This window comes from Paraglaciecola sp. QJM3NY_14 (genome assembly GCF_056173245.1).
Genome location: NZ_CM149664.1, coordinates 715,936 through 736,840 on the forward strand (window position 1 = coordinate 715,936; position 20,905 = coordinate 736,840).

The 20,905-nt window shown below is 44.8% G+C and carries 17 protein-coding genes; 13 read left to right on the forward strand and 4 right to left on the reverse strand.

The genetic code is table 11. From position 1 onward, the window contains the following. Window positions 1-397: 397 nt before the first annotated feature. Both AC0VYA_RS03130 and AC0VYA_RS03135 read left to right on the forward strand, forming a co-directional pair. The gene (locus AC0VYA_RS03130) at window positions 398-1,990 is read left to right on the forward strand and encodes a cation:proton antiporter domain-containing protein (protein ID WP_475490003.1); all 1,593 of its coding nucleotides are present in this window, start codon (window positions 398-400) and stop codon (window positions 1,988-1,990) included. Between the two features lie 157 nt (window positions 1,991-2,147). After that, entirely contained in the window at window positions 2,148-3,188 is a 1,041-nt protein-coding gene (locus AC0VYA_RS03135; RefSeq protein WP_475490004.1) for an alpha/beta fold hydrolase, read from the forward strand. 57 nt (window positions 3,189-3,245) lie between these two features. On the opposite strand, the gene AC0VYA_RS03140 is transcribed toward AC0VYA_RS03135, so the two are convergent. Then, complete coding sequence (locus AC0VYA_RS03140; RefSeq protein ID WP_475490005.1) at window positions 3,246-3,872, reverse strand: MarC family protein; 627 nt, start codon at window positions 3,870-3,872, stop codon at window positions 3,246-3,248. Between the two features lie 215 nt (window positions 3,873-4,087). Here AC0VYA_RS03140 and AC0VYA_RS03145 point away from each other — a divergent pair, with 215 nt between their 5' ends. Further along, on the forward strand, window positions 4,088-4,753 hold the full coding sequence (locus AC0VYA_RS03145; protein ID WP_475490006.1) for a UPF0149 family protein: 666 nt from the start codon (window positions 4,088-4,090) through the stop codon (window positions 4,751-4,753). Window positions 4,754-4,763: 10 nt separating this feature from the next. Here AC0VYA_RS03145 and AC0VYA_RS03150 read toward each other — a convergent pair whose 3' ends face one another. Further along, entirely contained in the window at window positions 4,764-5,150 is a 387-nt protein-coding gene (locus AC0VYA_RS03150; RefSeq protein ID WP_473478077.1) for a DUF2750 domain-containing protein, read from the reverse strand. 102 nt (window positions 5,151-5,252) lie between these two features. Then, window positions 5,253-6,230, reverse strand: a complete 978-nt coding sequence (locus tag AC0VYA_RS03155; protein ID WP_011573510.1) for a GGDEF domain-containing protein — start codon at window positions 6,228-6,230, stop codon at window positions 5,253-5,255. A 271-nt stretch (window positions 6,231-6,501) separates the two neighbouring features. Here AC0VYA_RS03155 and AC0VYA_RS03160 point away from each other — a divergent pair, with 271 nt between their 5' ends. The 10 genes from AC0VYA_RS03160 to ilvN all read left to right on the forward strand — a co-directional run bounded on the left by AC0VYA_RS03160 (window position 6,502) and on the right by ilvN (window position 20,177). Then, on the forward strand, window positions 6,502-8,289 hold the full coding sequence (locus AC0VYA_RS03160) for a trans-sulfuration enzyme family protein (RefSeq protein ID WP_475490007.1): 1,788 nt from the start codon (window positions 6,502-6,504) through the stop codon (window positions 8,287-8,289). Window positions 8,290-8,495: 206 nt separating this feature from the next. After that, a complete protein-coding gene (locus AC0VYA_RS03165; protein ID WP_475490008.1) occupies window positions 8,496-10,541 on the forward strand; it encodes a RecQ family ATP-dependent DNA helicase in 2,046 nt (681 codons plus the stop codon). Between the two features lie 411 nt (window positions 10,542-10,952). Then, complete coding sequence (locus tag AC0VYA_RS03170; RefSeq protein ID WP_475490009.1) at window positions 10,953-12,116, forward strand: efflux RND transporter periplasmic adaptor subunit; 1,164 nt, start codon at window positions 10,953-10,955, stop codon at window positions 12,114-12,116. Further along, on the forward strand, window positions 12,116-15,253 hold the full coding sequence (locus AC0VYA_RS03175) for an efflux RND transporter permease subunit (RefSeq protein WP_475490010.1): 3,138 nt from the start codon (window positions 12,116-12,118) through the stop codon (window positions 15,251-15,253). The genes AC0VYA_RS03170 and AC0VYA_RS03175 overlap by 1 nt, the downstream gene beginning before the upstream one ends. A 149-nt stretch (window positions 15,254-15,402) precedes the next feature. Next, a complete protein-coding gene (locus tag AC0VYA_RS03180) occupies window positions 15,403-15,990 on the forward strand; it encodes a glutathione S-transferase family protein (RefSeq protein ID WP_011573515.1) in 588 nt (195 codons plus the stop codon). A gap of 32 nt (window positions 15,991-16,022) precedes the next feature. After that, window positions 16,023-16,322, forward strand: a complete 300-nt coding sequence (locus AC0VYA_RS03185) for a DUF1244 domain-containing protein (RefSeq protein ID WP_006994014.1) — start codon at window positions 16,023-16,025, stop codon at window positions 16,320-16,322. A gap of 358 nt (window positions 16,323-16,680) precedes the next feature. Next, window positions 16,681-17,169, forward strand: coding sequence for a DUF4442 domain-containing protein (locus AC0VYA_RS03190; protein ID WP_475490011.1), 489 nt, complete (start codon window positions 16,681-16,683; stop codon window positions 17,167-17,169). A gap of 203 nt (window positions 17,170-17,372) precedes the next feature. Beyond that, on the forward strand, window positions 17,373-17,741 hold the full coding sequence (locus AC0VYA_RS03195; protein ID WP_006994011.1) for a MaoP family protein: 369 nt from the start codon (window positions 17,373-17,375) through the stop codon (window positions 17,739-17,741). Between the two features lie 220 nt (window positions 17,742-17,961). Then, entirely contained in the window at window positions 17,962-19,680 is a 1,719-nt protein-coding gene (locus tag AC0VYA_RS03200; RefSeq protein WP_011573517.1) for an acetolactate synthase 3 large subunit, read from the forward strand. Further along, on the forward strand, window positions 19,680-20,177 hold the full coding sequence (gene ilvN / locus AC0VYA_RS03205; RefSeq protein WP_006994009.1) for an acetolactate synthase small subunit: 498 nt from the start codon (window positions 19,680-19,682) through the stop codon (window positions 20,175-20,177). The genes AC0VYA_RS03200 and ilvN overlap by 1 nt, the downstream gene beginning before the upstream one ends. A 95-nt stretch (window positions 20,178-20,272) precedes the next feature. Here ilvN and AC0VYA_RS03210 read toward each other — a convergent pair whose 3' ends face one another. Then, window positions 20,273-20,857 (reverse strand): thymidine kinase, encoded by a 585-nt coding sequence (locus AC0VYA_RS03210; protein ID WP_473478090.1) that lies wholly within the window; start codon window positions 20,855-20,857, stop codon window positions 20,273-20,275. Between the last annotated feature and the right edge of the window lie 48 nt (window positions 20,858-20,905).

Below are 20,905 nucleotides of genomic sequence, written 5' to 3' on the forward strand. Positions count from 1 at the left end.
CATAATGTATAGCATTGAAATCTTTGAGCTTTCCATTCGAACTCAAATGAAAATTTCAAATAATATTTACCATAGGAGTGGGTAAAATAGAATACATTTCTTAACTTTATATTAACGTTTGGTGAAGTTTTTTTGACACTGATAGCCCTAAGAGCGAGCAAAATGGCGGCGTTTAGGCTATTTCTGTCTATTTTTTAAGCGCGAGACGATAAATGCGCTAAAAGCCAAGAACGCTCAATTATCGACCTTATTGTGGCTTTTGTGCATTCTAGGCGTACATTTTTTATCCTTACCTTCATTGTTCTAAAGTAATTGCATAATTAAGCGGATCTTACCTCTTGATTAATAATCCAAAGTTGCCATGCTACGGGCAAAAGAACCTATCGTAGTAGTGCATATGGAATTAATGTGGCTTTTGTTCGCCTTTGTGGGCGGTTTGAGTATGAAACAATTGGGCTTACCGCCATTGATTGGTTTTCTTAGCGCGGGTTTTTTGCTTAATTACTTTGGCTTCGAAAGCTCTGAAAATCTGCAGGCTTTGGCGGATTTAGGCATTACACTGATGTTGTTCACCATCGGTCTCAAATTAAATGTGCGCGATTTACTTAAACCCGAGGTATGGGTTGCCAGTGCCCAGCACATGGTGATTTGGGTACTGTTGGTCACTGGTGTCATATATGGCGTGACATATTTAGGGTTATCGTATTTCGCTGACATGACGCTCCAACAAGCGGCTCTTCTTGCTTTTGCTCTGAGCTTTTCAAGCACAGTTTGCGTGGTCAAGATTCTCGAAGAAAGCGGGGAAATAAAAACGCGTCACGGCAAAATCGCTATCGGTGTTTTGGTTATGCAAGACATCTTCGCTGTGCTGTTTTTGGTATTCGCAGCAGGAAAAGCACCAACACTGTGGGCGTTCGCGTTATTTGCTTTGTGGTTCGCTCGTCCTTTACTGTACCGCTTAATTAATAGCGCTGGGCATGGTGAATTACTCCCACTCACCGGTTTTCTGTTTGCACTTGGCGGCTATTACATATTCGATTTAGTCGGTGTGAAAGGGGATTTAGGAGCGTTGATTTTAGGCATGTTAATCGCTCCCCATGCAAAAGCGGCAGAATTAAATAAATCGCTACTCAGTTTTAAAGACTTGTTTCTTGTGGGATTTTTCTTATCTATAGGGTTGATAGCATTGCCCGATCTTGAAATGGTGATGATTGCATTGCTTTTATGTGTGCTGGTGCCGCTTAAGTTTTTACTCTTCTTTGTGACATTTGTGCAATTCAAGCTACGTGCTCGCACGGCTTATCTGTCCGGTTTGGTGCTCAGTAACTTTAGCGAATTTGGCTTAATTGTAGCCGCGTTGGCCGTTAGTTCTGGTTGGCTTACTCCCCAGTGGTTAGTCATTGTGGCGCTTGCTGTATCGTTCTCTTTCGTATTCACCAGCTTGCGTTATAAGTCTGCCCACAGTCAGTACCTAAAATTGAAAGATACCCTGCGCCAATACGAAAGTAACATTCGCCTGAGAGAAGATATTTATCAGCAACCTGAAGGTGCAAGCGTATTACTGATTGGTATGGGACGAGTAGGCAAAGGAGCGTATGGCGCTTTGCGGCCTTCATTGGGAGATGAGCTGTGCGGCGTAGATGCAGATCCACAGCGCGTACGAAAACTCCAAGAAGATGGTTTAAAAGTGATTGTAGGTGACGGCGAAGATGCCGATATGTGGGAGAACGTCGATACCACTGATATCAAACTTATTTTACTGGCATTACCGTCTGTTGATGACACCACTCATATCACGCAACAATTACGTGTGGCGAAGTACCAAGGGAAGATAGCTGCTATTGCCCGATACGACGATGAAGTAGAAAAACTGATGTCTACGGGAACGGATTATGTATTCAACATGTTTACCGAAGCTGGGGCTGGTTTAGCTGAAGAAAGCTTACGTATGCTAAGCGCTGAAGGTGAATATCAAATAGCCGAGACATAAGCCTAATATTACAGCGCAGTAGAGAGCTGCATTCGTGCAAGGGACGAAGATCAGCACAAATATGCACTTTATTTGGTGATTGAAAGGTAAGTGTGTACTTACTATTGCTAGCATTTGTTGCCTTTAAAATCGGCACAAAATAAAATGAGGAAGCTCAATGAGATTACTAGGATTATTGATAGCGTTGGTTGTGACGTCTGTATCGGCAATGCCCTCTAATAGTGGGGCGGTGAAGCCAAGTGCCAATGGTGCTGATAAAACAGTGGATGTTGCTTCCTTGGAATACGACGCCACCTTAAGTGAGTTTCCTTACCCGTATGCCGTTAAGCACTTCGCGGTTGAGTCTCAAGGGCAATCGTTAGATATGGGCTACATGTATTTACCGAGTGCGGCAAATAAACCTGTGGTGGTATTGATGCATGGTAAAAATTTTAACGGCGCCTATTGGCAATCTACTGCGGACCATTTGCGCGCGCAAGGGTATGGCGTGTTGATCCCAGATCAAATAGGTTTTGGTAAATCTTCAAAGCCGGTTGATTATCAATATTCGTTTGCGGTATTGGCTAGTCACACAAAAGCGCTAATGGCATCACTGAATATCGAAAAAGGCATCATTCTTGGTCATTCTATGGGCGGTATGTTGGCCAGCCGCTTCGCATTACTCTACCCAGAAAGCACCTCAAGGTTGCTGTTAGTCAATCCAATTGGGTTAGAGAATTACTTGTTGTATAGCCAATACAAAGATGTCGACTTTTTCTATCAGCAAGAGCAAAAGAAAAGCGCTAAGTCTATTCAGGCATACCAGCAGAAAAACTACTACGCGGGGCAGTGGGATCAGCAGTACGCCAACTTGACCCATTTTATGATTGGTCAAGTGCAAGGGCCTGATAGCGATAGCATTGCAAAGGTTAACGCACTAACCTACGACATGATATTTACCCAGCCTGTCATCGAAGAGTTTAAATATATCTCAGTGCCTACTCGCTTGATTATTGGCACACGAGACAGAACGGCTCCCGGGCGAAACTGGCAAAAAATAGGCAATACTCATGAGTTAGGGCGTTATGATTTGCTGGGTAAGCAGGTGATAAAGCAATTCAAAGACGCTAAGTTGTATGAGTTAGCTGACTTGGGGCATTTGCCACAAATAGAAGATTTTTCGCGTTTTAAAATCGCACTGGATAAAGCGTTACACTAATACCATTCTCGCTAATCACATCAACCCCACTGGCTTTAACGTCGGCCAGTGTCAAGGTCAGCCTGAGATAGCTGAAAACGTGATGGCTGCATTTAATCCTGCAACTAACATCTGTACACCAATTACCGCTAATATGAGCCCCATTAAACGAGTGATAATATCCACACCGCTTTCACCAACAGCATTGAGTATCTTTGAACTGTAAATAAAGCAAAAGAAGGTAATAAGACTCAGTGCAGAAAAAGCGAGCAGGGTAATGATAATTTCCATCCATCCGCCTGCAGCAGAATAATTCATTGCAGTAGCAATAGTCCCCGGACCTGCTAGAAGTGGCACCGCAAGAGGCGACACGGTTATATCCGTATCGGTAGTTTCCTCGGCAGTGTGTAATTTCGAATTAGATCCCTGAAGCATTTGATAGCCTATCAAAAACACCAGTATGCTCCCTGTAATGCGAAGTGCCGAAAGCGTAATACCGAATAAATGAAAAATAGATTTTCCTAACACGGCGAACATGACAATAACAAAAAAGGAGATGAGTAAGGATTTTGCGGCAATTCTTCTTTGTTCGACTTTGTTTTTGTCCCCGGCTAAGCCAAAGAACACCGCTGTGTTGGCGATTGGATTCATAATGGCGAAAAAGGCCATAAAAACGGACAGCGCATGCTCTATTAATGGATTCATTGTGTCTTAATTGTCCTTAATTTTTAGTTCAGGGGATTATATCTTCATTCCGTGAAAGACACTAATAATGGCCCTTTCGCCGCTGGTTGCGTTTATTCGTTGAGTGATTTAGCGAAACAAAATACAGGGCTAAGCTACCACGAGCAAAGTGGCGCATTGCGCCAGGTAAGCGAATTACGGATAATCCAATTAATTAATCAAGTGGCAGTGCAACCATGACTATTACTTTTGTAAGAGAACAAGAACTCAAGGCACTCTGTCAAGGCGATGCTTTATCGCATGCCTTGTTTTCAGTAGATTATTTAAATGGGCTAGTTTTTGCGGTGGCGTCAGCACCTGAAATCCCGATGCCAGAGGTGTGGTTACCGTGGATTTTCAAAGAGCACGGGCAATTGCCTGATACTGAAACGGCAGATAAATTGACTGATATCTTAATGGGTTTGCTACAGCATCAATTGAGATTGATGCGTGATGACCAAGTGTGCCTAGACGACCGGTTTGAATTGCCGCCAGACGCGCAAAAAATTAACTCCGAGCGGTTGGCGTTATCTCGTTGGTGTAATGGAGTGCTAGCGGGTCACACTCGACTTGAAAAAGTATGGAATAACGCATGGCAAAAAATGCACAACAAAAACCCCAATGCCATGCCTTCAGCCACTAAGGATTTGTCTCATTGCTTAACCATGTTTAGCACCTTCGCTGATTTGCCTCTGGCGTTTGAACAAGCGAAGGTTCGCGATAATGACCAACAATTTGTTGCTCAACTACCGAGGCTATTTTTATCATTGCCCTCAGCGTTACAGACTTATGTGAAATTGTCAGGAACGCTGGTGGAATACCTACCTAACCAGTTTGAAACCTTCAGCCCACCTAGCAACTAGCTTTGCTACTTTATTTTCTGGCCTGTTGCTTTAGTTCATAATCCAACTCTTGAGGTGAAATAATTAAACCTTCTTCATCTTGATTGGGAAACACCGCAATAAATACATCGTCTTCTTCTAAACCTGAGGTCCAACTGGCGTACCATTTTTCTAAGCTTATGGCTTTAGCTTCGCAGTCTTGCCATTCTCCAGTCGCCCAAGACTGAGCAAACTCTTTATTTGGCCACACAGGTGCACAGTCTTCATCTTCGGTGTTGAGCATGACGCAACCATCTTCATCCGTGAGGATCCAAATCTGTTTTTGCTTTACGACTTCTTTTACCAAATACCTTAGGCGCTCCTCTGGCGTGAATCGTTCAATATTGGCTATGCTGTCTTGGTCGAGGGCTTGAGTCATAAGGGGATACCTTTTTATTGAAAATAATGCGTGATCTTAACCGATGGCTAGCACGAGACCAAAGGCTTTCTAACACAAGTCGTTTTGGGGCCGTAATTCATATTAGGAGGCAGCCAAACAACACAAATCCCGCCCTGCAGATTTAGCTTGGTACATAGCAGTATCTGCTCTGCCAAGCCATTCAAACTCTGTCTCATCAAACTGATACTCAGCAATACCGGTAGATACAGTAATGTGCAGGCCTTGTTCAAACGGAAAGTCATTGACGGCTTGACGGATACTTTCCCCAAGGGTAATGGCTTGCTCTAAGCTACCGTCAGTGAGTACGACGAACTCTTCGCCCCCGAAGCGGTACAAGTGCTGTTCGCTGGTGAGCATGTGTTCTATCAGCGCTGATGTCTGTGCCAGCACCCCATCACCGCATGCATGGCCCAATTGATCATTTATTTTTTTAAACTCGTCTAAGTCGATTAATAGCAAGCAGGCTTTAATCTTTTGGGGCTGCTGGCGTTGTTCTTTAACGATGTCAATTAGCTTCTCTTCCATTGCTCTACGGTTGCCTGCTCCTGTAAGGGGGTCCTTATAGGACAATATCTGTAATTGGGCTTGCTGAAAACGCATACGATCTGAAAAGGCATAGCTGAAGAAAAAGGTCACTAAGGTAGAAAAGTAATAGCGCACATTGTCTAGCAAGGTCATATCTGCGTGTAACAAATAGCCAATGAAGCCAACGTTTACCGCACACAAAACCGCTGCTAGTTGGGGGGGCAGAATAAAGAACAAGCAAATAATAGCGGGGTAAACCCAGACAATTTGCTCCGCACCTTTGAGCCAAATAGTACCCGAGGCGATCGCAAGGCAGATAATAGACAACACCCATCTAGCAAATAGTGTGCGCCGAGTAAAATACACGTAAGCTAACAGTCCAGTCGTTGAGGCAACAGCTATAAAATCTAATAATGCAATGTACCAATCTTGGTTGATAATACGAATAACGAGAAAGGGGAGAATACACAGCGCTGCAGCGGCACTAATTGACATAATAATCTGCTCTTCAAAGGAGCGCTTTTGGTATTTCATTGCGTTCTAGACTTCCTTCAAAGCGATTTATTCAACGTAACGCTATAGACCTATACTAATGGCGTTCCTGTTTTTTACCACTAAAAGTGCGTTAATTTTCAATCGTTTCAATACTGAGCGTGAGCGAAATATGGCTTATTTAACAATTTAGTAACGTTTTCGTGCCGTTTAGGCCTGCCTGTTGAAATTATATTTGGTTCAAGCGTTTTATTTTCGACTTAAGTTTGGAGTATGATTTTTTTTTGAAATATAAACTGGCTAAGGCAATGTTATGCAACGCACCCATAGTATCGAGCATGCGAAACTTCTTTCTCCGAAACGTAATACCACTCAGGCCACGAGCATAGATGAGCTAACACAAGAGCAGTTAGCGCATTTTGGTATTGATATTGGAACTGACTATGGCCAAGCATTATTTCAGGCGGCGAGCCATTTATATCACGCCCAAGCCGATGTTAATCAATTATGGCAGGTCACTAGCGACACACTGGCAGGATTGGAGCATAAAGACAAAGTCGCTTATTTTAATGCCAAAAAATTCCTTTCATTTCAGATAGCCAAAGTGCTGGATACCTTGCAAAACCCGTTTAGAGCGACCTATCAAAGCATGACAAATCAAGGTGGTGCTGGATTATCCAAACACCACTATCCGTTGTTCGATAATGTGACTGCGTTGTTTTCAGCTACGCCGGTGGTTGTGCGCACCGCCACCTATGTGTATGCCTGCACAGAATGGGTAGACGATGCCTTTCAAGGGAAGGAGTCAACTCATCAAATTTATTCACGCTTGTTAAACCCGACTAATATTTCCCTGGCTAACGCCATCGTTGATTTAGAAGCGGGTCCCTATGCACAAGACTACTTAGCGTGGAATTTTAACTCGGGGATGGCCGCGATCGATGCATTGTTGTCTAACGTGTTGAGTCATGGTGATGTATTGATTGTGTCGCGCAATGTGTATGGCGGTGTGTACCAGTTATTACATGACTTTTTTGCTCGTGAAAATCGTCTCAATATTCAGTTGGAGTGGTTTGATGGGTACTCAAGCGCAGAATTTTCCGCGTTTTTAGCTCACGTGAAAAACAAGCATGCACAGCGCTTAGTTAACCAATCATTGCATGTGTATCTTGAATCGCCCTGTAACCCCCATGGATATGTGCTCGACGTTGCCGCTATCAGCAAAATCAGTCACGGCGAAGGGCATTTGGTGATGCTTGATTCAACCCTGGCAACTCCGGTATTGCACCGACCGCTGCAGCGTGAAGACGAGCAAGAACGCCCAGATTATGTGGTGCACAGCTACACCAAGGATATTTGCGGCAGCGGTGCTACAACGGCAGGTGTGGTAATAGGGCAAAGTTATCGTATGTTTCAAGCCAAAGGGGACAGTGTTAACGGTTATGATTGGTCTAAAACCATGTTTTGGGATGTGTATTATATCAAAGGCGCGTTTCTTGATTCTGAGAAAGCATTTGATGTCTTAACCGGCATGAAGACCCTCGAAATGCGAATGCTACAAAAGGTGATTAACGCATCCGTGTTTAGTCACTTTATGGCATCTCACCCCGATGTAAACGTTAACTGTCACGCGATAGAAGGTCACGCTAATAGTCAGCTAAGGGCAAATCAAATGCGCAATGGCTGGTCTTGCCCATTGTTTACCATGGATATGCAAAGGGCTGAAATAGACCGAGATACGTTTGTGCGCTTTTTTGATGCGCTTGAACCAGCATTTAGTCATCAGGTCAGCATAGGCCAAAGCAACACCATTATACTGTGTCCAGCGTTAACCTCACATTCTGAGTTAGATACAGATACTCAACACAAAGGCGGCATTTATCTTACAACAATGCGCGTGGCTATGGGCACGGATAATGTGAAAGCATTGATCGGACACTTAATAAACAGTACTCGCTTACACATTGACCCAGCCTACCCAGGGTTCAGCGAATGCTTTATGTCGCCAGAGCAAGTTGACAGCTTATACGCAGATGTGGCGACGCGCGTGATGCAACAGCAGCAAAGATCGTTAGGAGACACTCAAGACTGGATCGGCTAATACAACAGGGCTTTGCTTTTCAGCAAATGTAGGCTGAAATCTATCATAGCTTTGCCTATACTGAGCGACTACTGTCATTACCACATTGTCGCTCGTTTTCTTTTTCAACTCTCGGTGTAAGCTCGCTCTAACGCATTTCTAACGTCTAAGCCAGAGCATTAGTTACCCCATGCATGGAAGTTCTCGAAGGCTAAAAGGACCGCCCCATGCAAAACACCACTGTCGATATCGCTAATGATCAGGGGGCACAAAATGCCAGCCTGGCTAACACTTTTGGTTTTGATCAATTTCGTGGCGGCCAGCAGCAGGTTGTTAGTCAGCTACTTAACGGCCAATCTTCCTTAGCTATTTTCCCCACAGGGTCGGGTAAATCTTTGTGCTATCAATTTTGTGCACTGCACTTGCCCCATTTGACCCTAGTGGTATCACCACTATTAGCGTTGATGAAAGACCAGTTAGCATTTTTACAATCCAAAGGCATTGCGGCAGGCAGCATTGATTCAACCTTGAGTCCTGATGAGCAGCGCAGCACTATGGAGCGCGTGCGAAGCGGCGAGATAAAAATATTGATGGTCTCAGTTGAGCGTTTTAAGAATGAGCGCTTTCGTCAGTTTATCGACAGTGTTGCTGTATCCATGCTGGTTGTCGATGAGGCTCACTGCATTTCTGAGTGGGGGCATAACTTTCGACCAGATTATCTGAAACTGCCGGATTATCGAGCCCAGTTAAATATCCCTTTGGTATTACTGCTAACAGCAACGGCTACCAAAAAAGTTAAATTAGACATGGCCAAACGGTTTGCCATTGAGCCGCAGCACGTAGTGCAAACCGGCTTCTACCGCAAAAACTTAGACCTGCACGTTAGCGCCACTCCTGAGCGAGAAAAAAATCAGACACTTATACAGATTATCCAAGCGCATCAAGGCTGCGGGATTGTGTATGTCACCTTGCAGCATAGCGCCGAACAAGTGGCGCAGCGTTTAGCGGCCGACGGGGTGTCCGCGAAAGCCTATCACGCTGGGTTAGGTGATGAGGTTCGCCAGCAGGTACAGCAAGACTTTATGGAGGGGCGTATTCAAGTCGTTGTGGCCACCATTGCATTTGGCATGGGGATCGACAAGTCAGATATTCGATTTGTCGTGCATTACGATTTACCCAAGTCTATTGAGAATTACAGCCAGGAAATCGGCCGAGCAGGGCGCGACGGCCAACTTTCTCACTGTATTACACTGGGAAATTTGGATGGTCTACACACAGTGGAAAATTTTGTCTATGGCGATACGCCTGAATTGCAGGGGATCCAAATTTTACTGGACGATATTCGTCAAGGGACACAAAATCACATTGCTAAACCCATAGGGCAACACGCGACTCAACACGAAAATAATGGGGCTACTGAATTTGCCCATGCTAGCCAGTGGGAGCTGCAAATAAACGGCCTTTCTACCCTTAGTAATATTCGCCAACTCCCATTAAAAACCCTACTGGTGCAGCTTGAACTAATGGGGATTGTGCGCCCGCAGTATGCATATTTTGCCGACGTGCGTTTTAAATTTCTGCAGGACAAAGCAGATGTACTGGCGCGCTTTGACGAAAACCGCCAAGCTTTTTTAACCAGTGTGTTCGCCAATACCGACTTTAAAAAGATATGGGGTAGTTTGAATTTTGATAGCTTATTTGAACAAACCGGGGCCGAGCGCGCTCGAGTCGTAGCGGCGTTGGAGTATTTAGCACAAAACCAACTCATTGAATTGCAAACTAAGCAAATCACTGAAGTGTTTCAAGTGGATACGGATAAGCTAAACCAGCCTGAATTAGCGCAAACATTGCACGCCTATTTTACTGATAAAGAACAGAAAGAGTTGCAACGTATTGCGATGCTGGTGCGCTTTTTTCAGTTAGATAAATGCCTTAGCCATAACTTGTCACGTTACTTTGACGATCTCAATACCCCAGAAAAATGTGGTCATTGCAGTGTATGTCGTGGGGAAGTGGCTCACCTGTACGTCACCAGTGAAGTACCTGAGATAGATGAACTTGCCGTGGCTGAAGCCATGCAGGCGTTGGCAAAGCACATAGAAGGAAAAGTGGAGTATCGCCTAAGTGAAGATACCTATTGCCGATTTTTAACCGGTATGACGATGCCGTTATTTACCCGTTTAAAGATACGCCAAGTGCGGGGTTACGCTATGTGTGAAAAGAGTCGCTACCCAGCGATAAAAGAGGTCGTACGTCGCTTTATAGTAGAATAATGTAAATAAATAAGTGTTCGCTACAGGGTAAAATATTGACGTGCAGTAACGAGAGCGCAACCACAGGTTTATTACAAAAAGCCATTCTAACAACCCGTTTTAAAAGCTAATTGAAAGTAGGTCACACCGCTTCTGACTAAAGGGTTGGCATCATGCTGTTTTTCAGGCTGTTTATTAGTGCTAGGGTAATGGCATTTCGTGGGACATAATAATTTCGCCCTGTGATGAGAAAAATTCGTTATTGGTCGATAAATGTGATTAAAATCATTAAAAATACATAACTTGTTACCGAATAATAGTTATTTGGTGATAATTTACACCTTAGTAACATTTAAACTGCTTCTTTAATCACGCCTTAGCAGTAAGCTTAATAAAACACACAACTCAAGCGCTCGTCTTATAGGAAATTTCATGTCAAAGTTGATGCACACCCTTCGTTTACAGCCTTATTGGATAGCGCTCGTTATTCTAATATTACTTACGCTCTGGGTCGCATCCGGTATGTTATTCGCAGAACAAACCGACAATGCCCAAGCGCGCAAAGAAGCAAAACACAGAGACGCCGGACTTGTTAGTGTTCGTGCTGAGCGAGTGCACGCCAAACCTATCACCCGAGAAATTAACTTATACGGTCGCACTGAACCTAATCGTAGGGTAACGCTGCGCAGTGAAGTCAATGGTCTAGTAGTGAAAATCTATGTGACTGAAGGGCAAAGCGTGAAAGTAGGTGAACCTCTAATTGATATTGAAACCAGCGATCTGCTTAACCGCCTTAAATCAGCAAAGTCGACGTTAGCGCAACGCAAAATCGAGTTAGAAGGTGCAGAGTCACTTGGCCAAAAAGGCTATCAATCCAAAGTAAACTTAGCGCAAGCGCAAGCAAACTTAGAAACAGCGGTGTCTGAGGTCAGTACGCTGGAATTGGCGTTATCCAAATCTACGTTGCGAGCTCCCTTTGACGGCATAGTCAACGAACGTCACGTAGAGCTTGGTGATTTACTCAAGGATGGCGATGAAGTAGCCATGCTGGTGGATTTAGACCCACTGATTATCACAGCAGATGTCACAGAAAGTGATGTGCAAGCTCTGACGTTGGGCCAGAAAGCCTCAGGGCGTATGATTTCAAATGACACCGTTACCGGCACTATCCGTTATATTTCAAGCGTGTCAGACATGGGTACCAATACGTTCAATGTCGAGGTTGCCATTGATAACCCTGAGACTAAATACCTAGCAGGTATGAGCACCGAGTTATCTGTTCCCCTGAAAACCACTTTGGCGGTGCGTATTACCCCTTCGGTAATGGCGTTAGACGAAGCGGGTAATTTAGGTGTAAAAACCGTGGTAGATGAACATGTAAAGTTTATCCCCATTGATATTGTTAAAAGCGATAGCCAAGGGGTGTGGCTAGGCGGCATGGGCGAGATCACCGATGTTATCACCTTAGGTCATGGTTTTGTCCGAGACGGTGACAAAGTCAAGGTTACTTATGTTGAGGGCGATATGGGCCATCAGCAAGCCGCAGTTGGCACGTCAAATAACACACAACCAAACGCCGATCTGCAGGCTCAGTAATGAATAATCTTATTGCCGCGGCGCTTACCCATAGCCGTACTGTATTGATGATGTTTGTTTTGTTGATAGTGGCAGGCGCAGTGACATATGCCACCATTCCCAAAGAGGCAAATCCCGACGTTCCCATTCCGTTTATTTATGTATCAATTGTGCACGACGGTATATCCCCAGAAGATGCTGAGCGCATGTTGGTCAAGCCCATGGAGCGAGAGCTGCGCTCTATTGATGGCGTCAAAGAAATGAAAGCTACCGCAGGTGAAGGTTTCGCCAATATCACCCTTGAGTTTATCGCAGGCCTAGATTCAAAAGACGCCCTAGCCGATGTGCGTGACAAGGTCACCGTAGCGCGCGCCAAGTTGCCCTCAGAAACAGAAGAACCGACCATTCATGAAGTGACGATGGCGGGTCAACAAGCGGCGATAACCGTGGTGTTGTCTGGCCCTGTGGCCGAACGTGCTTTGGTCACCGTGGCCAGAGAGCTACAAAATCGCTTAGAAAGCCTCAGTGAAGTACTAGAAGTGGATATTGGCGGTGATCGAGAAGACATCGTTGAAATTGTCGTTGATCCCTTGTTGATGGAATCTTACGGGCTTGATCAAAACGATATTCTCAACTTGCTATCGCGCAATAATCGCTTAGTTCCCGCAGGCACAATGGATAACGGAAAGGGCAGCTTTGCAGTAAAAGTGCCATCGGTATTCGAGTCCGTTAAAGACGTCATGGAGCAACCTGTAAAAGTGCAAGGTGAGCGTGTTATTACCTTTCAAGATGTTGCACAGGTTCGCCGCTCTTATAAAGACCCATCAAGTTTTGCGCGTCTAAATGGCGACAATTCTGTTTCCTTAGAAGTTAAAAAACGACCTGGAGAAAACCTGCTTGAAACCGTGGCTCATGTGAAAGAGCTGATAGAAGGCGCTCAACAAACTTCGATGTGGCCTAGCAGTGTGTATGTGAGCTACACGGGGGATCAAAGCGTTGATGTAAACATGATGCTTGGGGATCTGCAAAATAACGTTTCGAGCGCCGTTATACTCGTCGCCGTGGTGATTGTGGCTATCTTAGGCTTGCGAACCGCCATCTTAGTGGGGGTGTCGATACCGGGTTCGTTCCTCACCGGCATTCTTATCATCGCTATGTTCGGCTATACCCTAAATACGGTGGTCTTGTTCTCTCTGATTATGGCGGTAGGTATGCTGGTAGATGGCGCTATAGTCGTCACCGAATATGCTGACAGGTGTATGGGTGAAGGAGCATCCAAGCAGCAAGCTTATCTAAAGGCAGCACAACGCATGGCTTGGCCGATTATCGCATCCACCGCAACCACATTGGCCGCCTTTGCACCGCTGATGTTTTGGCCGGGCATGATGGGTGAGTTTATGAAGTACTTGCCGTTTACCTTGATTGCCGTGCTATCCGCTTCTTTGCTTATGGCCTTGGTGTTCGTTCCCACGCTCGGGGCCGTGTTTGGTAAACCGCAAACCATCTCAGCCCAAGCTAAAGAACAAATGTTGCTCGCAGAGAATGGCGATTTAACCAAATTAAGGGGCTTTACCGGCCGCTATGTGCGTTTATTAGCAAAAGCGATAAGCAATCCGTGGAAGGTACTAATGATTGCCTTCGTGGTGGCTGGATTATCCTTCTTCGCGTATTTTTCATCGGGTCTTGGGCTGGAGTTCTTTCCTAAGGTCGACAGCAGTGGCATTAATGTAACTGTGCGCTCTTCAGGTGAGATGTCCATTTACGAGAAAGACAGCATAGTGCAAGAGGTAGAAGAAAAACTCATTGATATGGACGCCATCGAGACCTTATATGCACGCACTGGTGGGCAAGATCAGATTGGATATTTACGTTTGAATTTGGTCGATTGGCACTTGCGACCTCATTCAGACGATGTTCTTAAAGAAACCCAAGAGCGCCTAGCAGATATGCCGGGTTTGGACATTGAAATTACCCCTGACCAGAACGGTCCTCAATCGGGTAAAGACTTGCAGATCCAGTTATCGTCTCGCTTTCCTGAGCTTTTGAACGAAGCCGCATTAAAAGTGCGCCACGCATTAGATGAAAACGATAAATTTACCTCTATCAGTGATACCGCATCTCAGCCTGGTATTGAGTGGCAACTAAAGGTGAATCGCAGTGACGCTGCGCGCTTTGGTGCAGATGCCACATTAGTGGGCAGCACAGTACAATTCGTTACCAATGGTTTGAAAATTGGTGAATATCGCCCTGATGATGTGGACGATGAGCTCGATATTCGTGTGCGCTATCCCATTGATTCGCGTTTTATCGGAAAGCTTGACGAACTGCGCATGAAAACCGCAACAGGTATGGTGCCCATCGGCAATTTTGTCGAGCGCAAAGCGCAGCCCAAAACTGACTTAATTCGTCACGTTGATAGCGAGCGAGTGATTACCGTTGAAGCGAATATGTCCCCTGGAGAGTTGCTGAGTATTGAGCTGCCTAAACTGCAGGCGCAGTTACCTGAGCTGAACCTAGACCCAAGGGTAAGCTTGTCGGTTAAAGGACAAAATGAAGAGCAAGCCGAATCCCAAGGCTTCTTGATGAATGCATTTTTGGTCGCCCTGTTTGTAATGGCGATTATTCTGGTCACTCAATTTAATAGCTTCTATCAGGCCTTTTTAATTTTAAGCGCAGTGCTGTTTTCGACTGTTGGGGTCTTTTTAGGCCTAGCTATTTTTCAAAAGCCATTCGGCGTGGTCATGTCAGGCATAGGTGTCATCGCACTGGCGGGCATAGTGGTGAACAATAATATCGTGTTGATCGATACCTATAACATATTGCGCAAAGAAGGTTACAGCGCCACCGATGCCATTTTACGTACGGGCGCCCAACGCTTGCGCCCAGTCTTGATGACAACGGTGACGACTATACTCGGCCTGTTGCCTATGGTGGCTGAAATTAACATTGATTTTATTGGTCGCAATGTCGATATTGGCGGTCCGTCTACCCAGTGGTGGTCGCAATTAGCCACAGCGGTTGCCGGTGGCTTAGCATTTGCCACTTTACTGACCTTGGTTCTAACCCCCAGTTTGTTGGCGTTAAAGGCGGGCAGAGATCAGCGTAAAAGCGCTACTATGGCGCAATTGGCGGACGCGCGATTGCTAGCAGATAAGTAATAATCTCCTCAATGTGCACCCAAGAAAGCGACGTCTTCTCTTGGGGGCTCAGTGAACTTTTTCACTACGTATCAACCTAAAACGTGCATCATGCAACAGCTTTCGCTATTATTTTTCTTCGCCTCTACGTGTAATTTAAAGGATCGCATATGTACAAATTGTATGGCTCTACGACTTCTCCTTATGTGCGCCGCTTGCGAATTTGGTTAGCCAATATAGAGCATGAGTTTATCAACATGCAGATATACGAAAAAGCGGGCCGTGAAATATTAATCACTAAAAACCCGGCCATGAAAGTGCCCGCACTGGAGCACGTGCAAGACGATAAAAGTCTGTTTATTTACGACTCTCGGGTGATATTTCGTTACTTGAGCGAACGCCATGGCTTCCCAGCCTTAAGCTGGCCACAAGAAAACCAGCTAACCTTAATCGACGCCGTTAACGATAGTCTGGTGCAAATGTTTCAATTGTCACAATCAGATGTGGTCGCCGATACCGATAAATTGTTTTTTAAATTGCAAAAAGAACGAGTAAACAATGTGTTGGCTGAATTGGACGGCCAAGTGCAAGACGGCGAATTTGCTAACTGGAATTACCCCGCTATATGCTTGTTTAGCCTTATCGACTGGGTCGAGTTTAGAAGTTTGCATAATTTAAAAGGGTTAAATGCATTACTCGAATTTCACCAAGAAAATGCTCAGCGCATTGAAGTTACCGCAACTGACCCCAGAATGTAGTCTGAATTTAGGTAACGAACAAAGGGAAAACCATGACCCCAGAACAACAAACTGAAGCCCAAGCGGCGGCATTTCGTCAGCTTGTTAAACATTTGGATGAAAACAAAGACGTGCAAAACATCGATTTGATGATTCTGGCTGATTTTTGCCGTAATTGTCTGTCTAAATGGTACATGGCGGGCGCTAAAGAGCAGGGCGTTGACATGGACTACGACCAAGCACGTGAAGCAATTTACGGTATGCCATTTGCCGACTGGAAGGCAAAATATCAGACGCCAGCCACACCAGAGCAGCTCGAGGCTTTTGAAAAGCGCCAAAACCCCTGCGGCTAACTACCCAGAGTACGTGACTGCCATATAACCACTCCCTAGGCTGCGCTTAGGGAGTGAATAACTGCACACGCGACAACGTTCTGTTATTACACAGGTTTCTCATCACGCTGGTTAGCATGGCACTGCACGAGAATACCTTCATAGGCACTGTTAAAGCACAGCATTTTGTAGCTACAGCACTCTCACCGCTGTAGTACTTTCATCATTGAACCACTACACACCGCTGTTGTACTCTCACACCGCTGTAGCACTTTCATAGCCGCAGTGCTCATTTGGCGAATGCAATTATTAATTGTTTGTAACTGAGCGTTCTTGTTGGCACACTGGCATCTGGTCAAACCAGATGAAAGGTCACAGCATGCCTGTTTCTAACCCCCTTAGAAAATTCGTAGATAAAGTTAATCAATACCCCGCGCCTATTAGTGCCTTTTTAATGACGAAGGTGTTTCGCCATAAGGTTAAATTGGCGGGTACCACTAGTATCGATGTTGTCGCTACAAATGGGCGTCAGGTGGAATATCGTATGAAAAACCGTAAAAAGGTGCAGAACCACATTGGCAGTGTGCATGCCGCGGCCATGGCGTTGCTTGCAGAGTCGGCCACTGGTTTTATTGTGGGCATCAATTTACCTGGCGATAAGCTACCGCTGATTAAGTGCATGAACCTCAATTATGTCAAACGTGCGACAGGCGACATGAAAGCGATAGCGACTCTGACAGATGAGCAGATCGCCCTATTAGAAGAGCGAGAGAGAGGTGAAATTAACGTACAAGTCAAAGTAACAGATGCAACAGGGATTGAGCCTGTTGAATGCGAAATGATATGGGCTTGGGTGCCTAAACGTTAAGAATTTTTCCCTCTTGAAATGAGCAGACGAACTGTCATAAAAATTCCATAGAAACGATAGTGCAAAAATCACTATTTATCGGAAAAAAATCGTATATAAAATGCCGTGAAAACTATTGACAGATTTCGGATTTAAATTATAAAGCAGGTTGGCAGTAGCCAAATTATAACGTCTTTCATTTAATTTAAATCGGGGATGCCATCATGGCACAACTTTCTAGAGAATCATTGTTTCAACGTGTTTTTAGCGACCCTAAAAACTATCCTTATGGTTTTTCACGTTCAGGTGACTTTTCAATTTCTGAAAGCAAAGCACTGAGCCAATATGGTTGTTTAATTGCTGCCTTACTCGATGGCCGAATTGAACCGGAATGTGATGAAGATAACTCACTGTTAGCTGTGGCTAAAGGTGAGAAAGACCCGAGTAATGTTGCTGAAAAAGCATGGTCTAAGTATGACAAACGTATACATCGACCTAAACTTGGCAATATTTACGGTAGTAGACCGTCATCTCAGAGCAATGATGATGACTTGACTGAAGATAGTGACTTAGAAATTGAGCTGGATGATTAACCTTATTTTAGTTGTAAATTCGTAATATCATCCTATTAACGTGGTTGTAATCTTACAAATCGAAAGATATATCCTAATATATTGCTATATTGGGATATATATCTCACTTTTATCACATTTCCTGTTTAATCTTACTCTTCCCTCAAGTATAGTTTTCGTTCGTTTGGTAGCGATATTGTGCCGAAACCTTTTTTTTAACAACTTTTTAGGAGAGTAGCCGATGGAAATGATGTCAGGCGCCGCAATGGTTGTGCGAACCCTAAAAGATCTTGGGGTTAAGCACGTATTCGGGTATCCCGGTGGAGCCGTATTAGATATATATGATGCATTGTACGCGCAAGAAGATGTAGAACACATTTTGGTTCGCCACGAGCAAGGTGCTGCGCACATGGCTGATGGTTATGCCCGTTCTACTGGTATTACAGGAACCGTGCTGGTCACGTCTGGTCCTGGTGCCACAAATACCCTAACCGGTATTGCCACTGCTTATATGGATTCAATTCCAATGGTTATCTTGTCTGGTCAAGTGCCTTCAATGCATATTGGCGAAGACGCTTTCCAAGAAACCGATATGGTCGGTTGTTCGCGCCCTGTGGTTAAACACAGTTTCCTCGTTAAGCGCGCTGTTGATATTCCTGAAGCTATCGCTAAAGCTTATTATATTGCCAACACTGGGCGTCCTGGTCCTGTGGTGGTCGATTTACCAAAAGACATAGTTAACGTACTTGAAGAGCATCCGTATCAGTTCCCTGAAGATGTCACTATGCGCTCTTATAATCCAACACTTAAGGGACACAGCAAACAAATCAAAAAAGCATCGAAAGTGTTGCTTGAAGCGAAGCGTCCTATTTTATATGTGGGCGGTGGCGCAATCGCTGCAGAAGCAAGTGAGCTGGTGACTGAAATTGCAGAAAAACTAAACTTGCCTGTTACATCTACTTTGATGGGGCTGGGTGCATTTTCTGGCGTGCACGAGCAGAGCCTAGGTATGTTGGGTATGCATGGCACGTTAGAGTCAAACAAAGCAATGCACAATGCGGATTGTATATTGGCACTAGGTGCCCGTTTTGATGATCGCGTAACGAATAACGTTGAAAAATTCTGCCCCCACGCAACCATTATTCACGTAGATATCGACCCTGCTTCTATTTCTAAAACGGTTGCTGTGCACGTGCCGGTTGTAGGCAGTGTGGACCAAGTGGCAAAGCAGCTTCTAAGCCAAATGGGCGACATCGATACCACTAAGCAAAAGGCTAAGTTGGCTGATTGGTGGGAGCAAATTGAGCAGTGGCGCGGCCGTACCTGCTTGAGCTACAAAAAAGATGACAACCTGATTAAACCGCAAGAAGTGATTCAGTCGGTGTATAAACATACAAATGGTGATGCCTATTTAAGTTCAGATGTAGGTCAGCATCAAATGTTTGCAGCTCTGTATTACCCGTTTGCCAAACCTCGTCGCTGGATAAACTCTGGTGGTTTGGGCACCATGGGCTTTGGTTTGCCTGCTGCAATGGGCGTACAAAAGGCCCATCCTGATGCAACATCGGTGGTTATCACTGGTGATGGCAGTATTCAGATGAATATCCAAGAGTTGTCTACGTGTTTGCAATACAAGCTACCGATTAAAATCATTTCTTTGAATAACCGCGCCTTAGGTATGGTTCGTCAATGGCAAGATATGAACTACAAGAGCCGTTATTCAAGCTCTTATATGGATTCTATGCCTGACTTCGTGAAGCTTGCCGAAGCCTATGGTCACATTGGTATTCGTGTTGAGCATCCAGACGATTTAGATGCCGCCATGGAGCGTTGTTTCGCAGAGAAGGAACGCTTGGTGTTTATGGACATCGCAATCGATCAAAACGAACACGTATACCCCATGCAGATTAAATTTGGCGCAATGGACGACATGAGATTAAGCAAAACGGAGCGCACATAATGAAACGTATTATTTCAGTTTTAATGGAAAACGCCCCAGGTGCTTTATCCCGTATCGTGGGTGTTTTTTCCCAGCGTGGCTATAACGTTGATTCTTTGTGTGTGGCAGCGACAGACGACAAGAGTTTGTCTCGTTTGACTATTACCACCCAAGCAGACGATAAGGTTATCGAGCAAATCACTAAGCAAGTTAATAAGCTGATTGACGTGCTTAAAGTGACCGACTTGACTAACGGCAGCCATGTTGAGCGTGAGCTTATGTTGATTAAAGTCGCTACGCGCAGTGAGCTAGTGCGTTCTGAGGTGAACCGAAATGTGGATATCTTCCGCGCACAAATCATCGATGTGGACTTGAACAACTATACTATTCAAGTCACTGGCACGAGCGACAAACTAGATGCTTTTGCCAATGTACTGGCACAAAGCACTGAGATCATCGAAGCATCTCGCACCGGGATCTGTGGTTTGGCACGGGGTGACAAAGCACTGCGCCCATAAGGGTTATGTTCGATATCTAAGATTCAAACCTAAAATCTAAAAAGGCTCAAATATGAGCCTTTTTTGTTACTTGAATTTACTTTGATGACTAAAAGCTAAACTTGATCCCATACCAGCTCTTTGAAGTGTTTACGACACATAGACTCGTATCTATCGTTGCCGCCGACTTCAACTTGCGCACCTTCTTTTGCCGCATTCCCATGCTCATCCAAGCGCACTACAAAGGTGGCTTTTCGCCCGCAATGGCAAATAGTTTTAAGCTCAATCAGCTTGTCAGCCCAAGCCATTAAATAGCGACTGCCTTCAAATGTTTCACCAACAAAGTCAGTTCTAAGCCCATAAGCGAGAACGGGAATGTCTAAGTCATCCACCACAGATACGAGTTGTTGCACCTGTTGTTTATTTAAAAATTGGGCTTCATCGATAAATACGCAATCTAGCTTTTTATCGCTATTTAACTCTGATATTTGCTGATGTAAGTTGCTGGAGCCATTGAAAAGGTGTGCACTGGCTTCTAGGCCAATCCGCGATGCGACTTTACCAATACCAAAGCGGTCGTCCAAAGCGGCAGTGAATATTTCGGCGCGCATGCCTCGCTCTTTGTAGTTATACGCAGATTGTAATAAAGATGTGGATTTACCTGCATTCATTGCAGAGTAGTAAAAGTAAAGCTGGGCCATGAAGAGCGGGATCCTGAAGTGCACCAAAATAATTTGGCGTTCGTTATT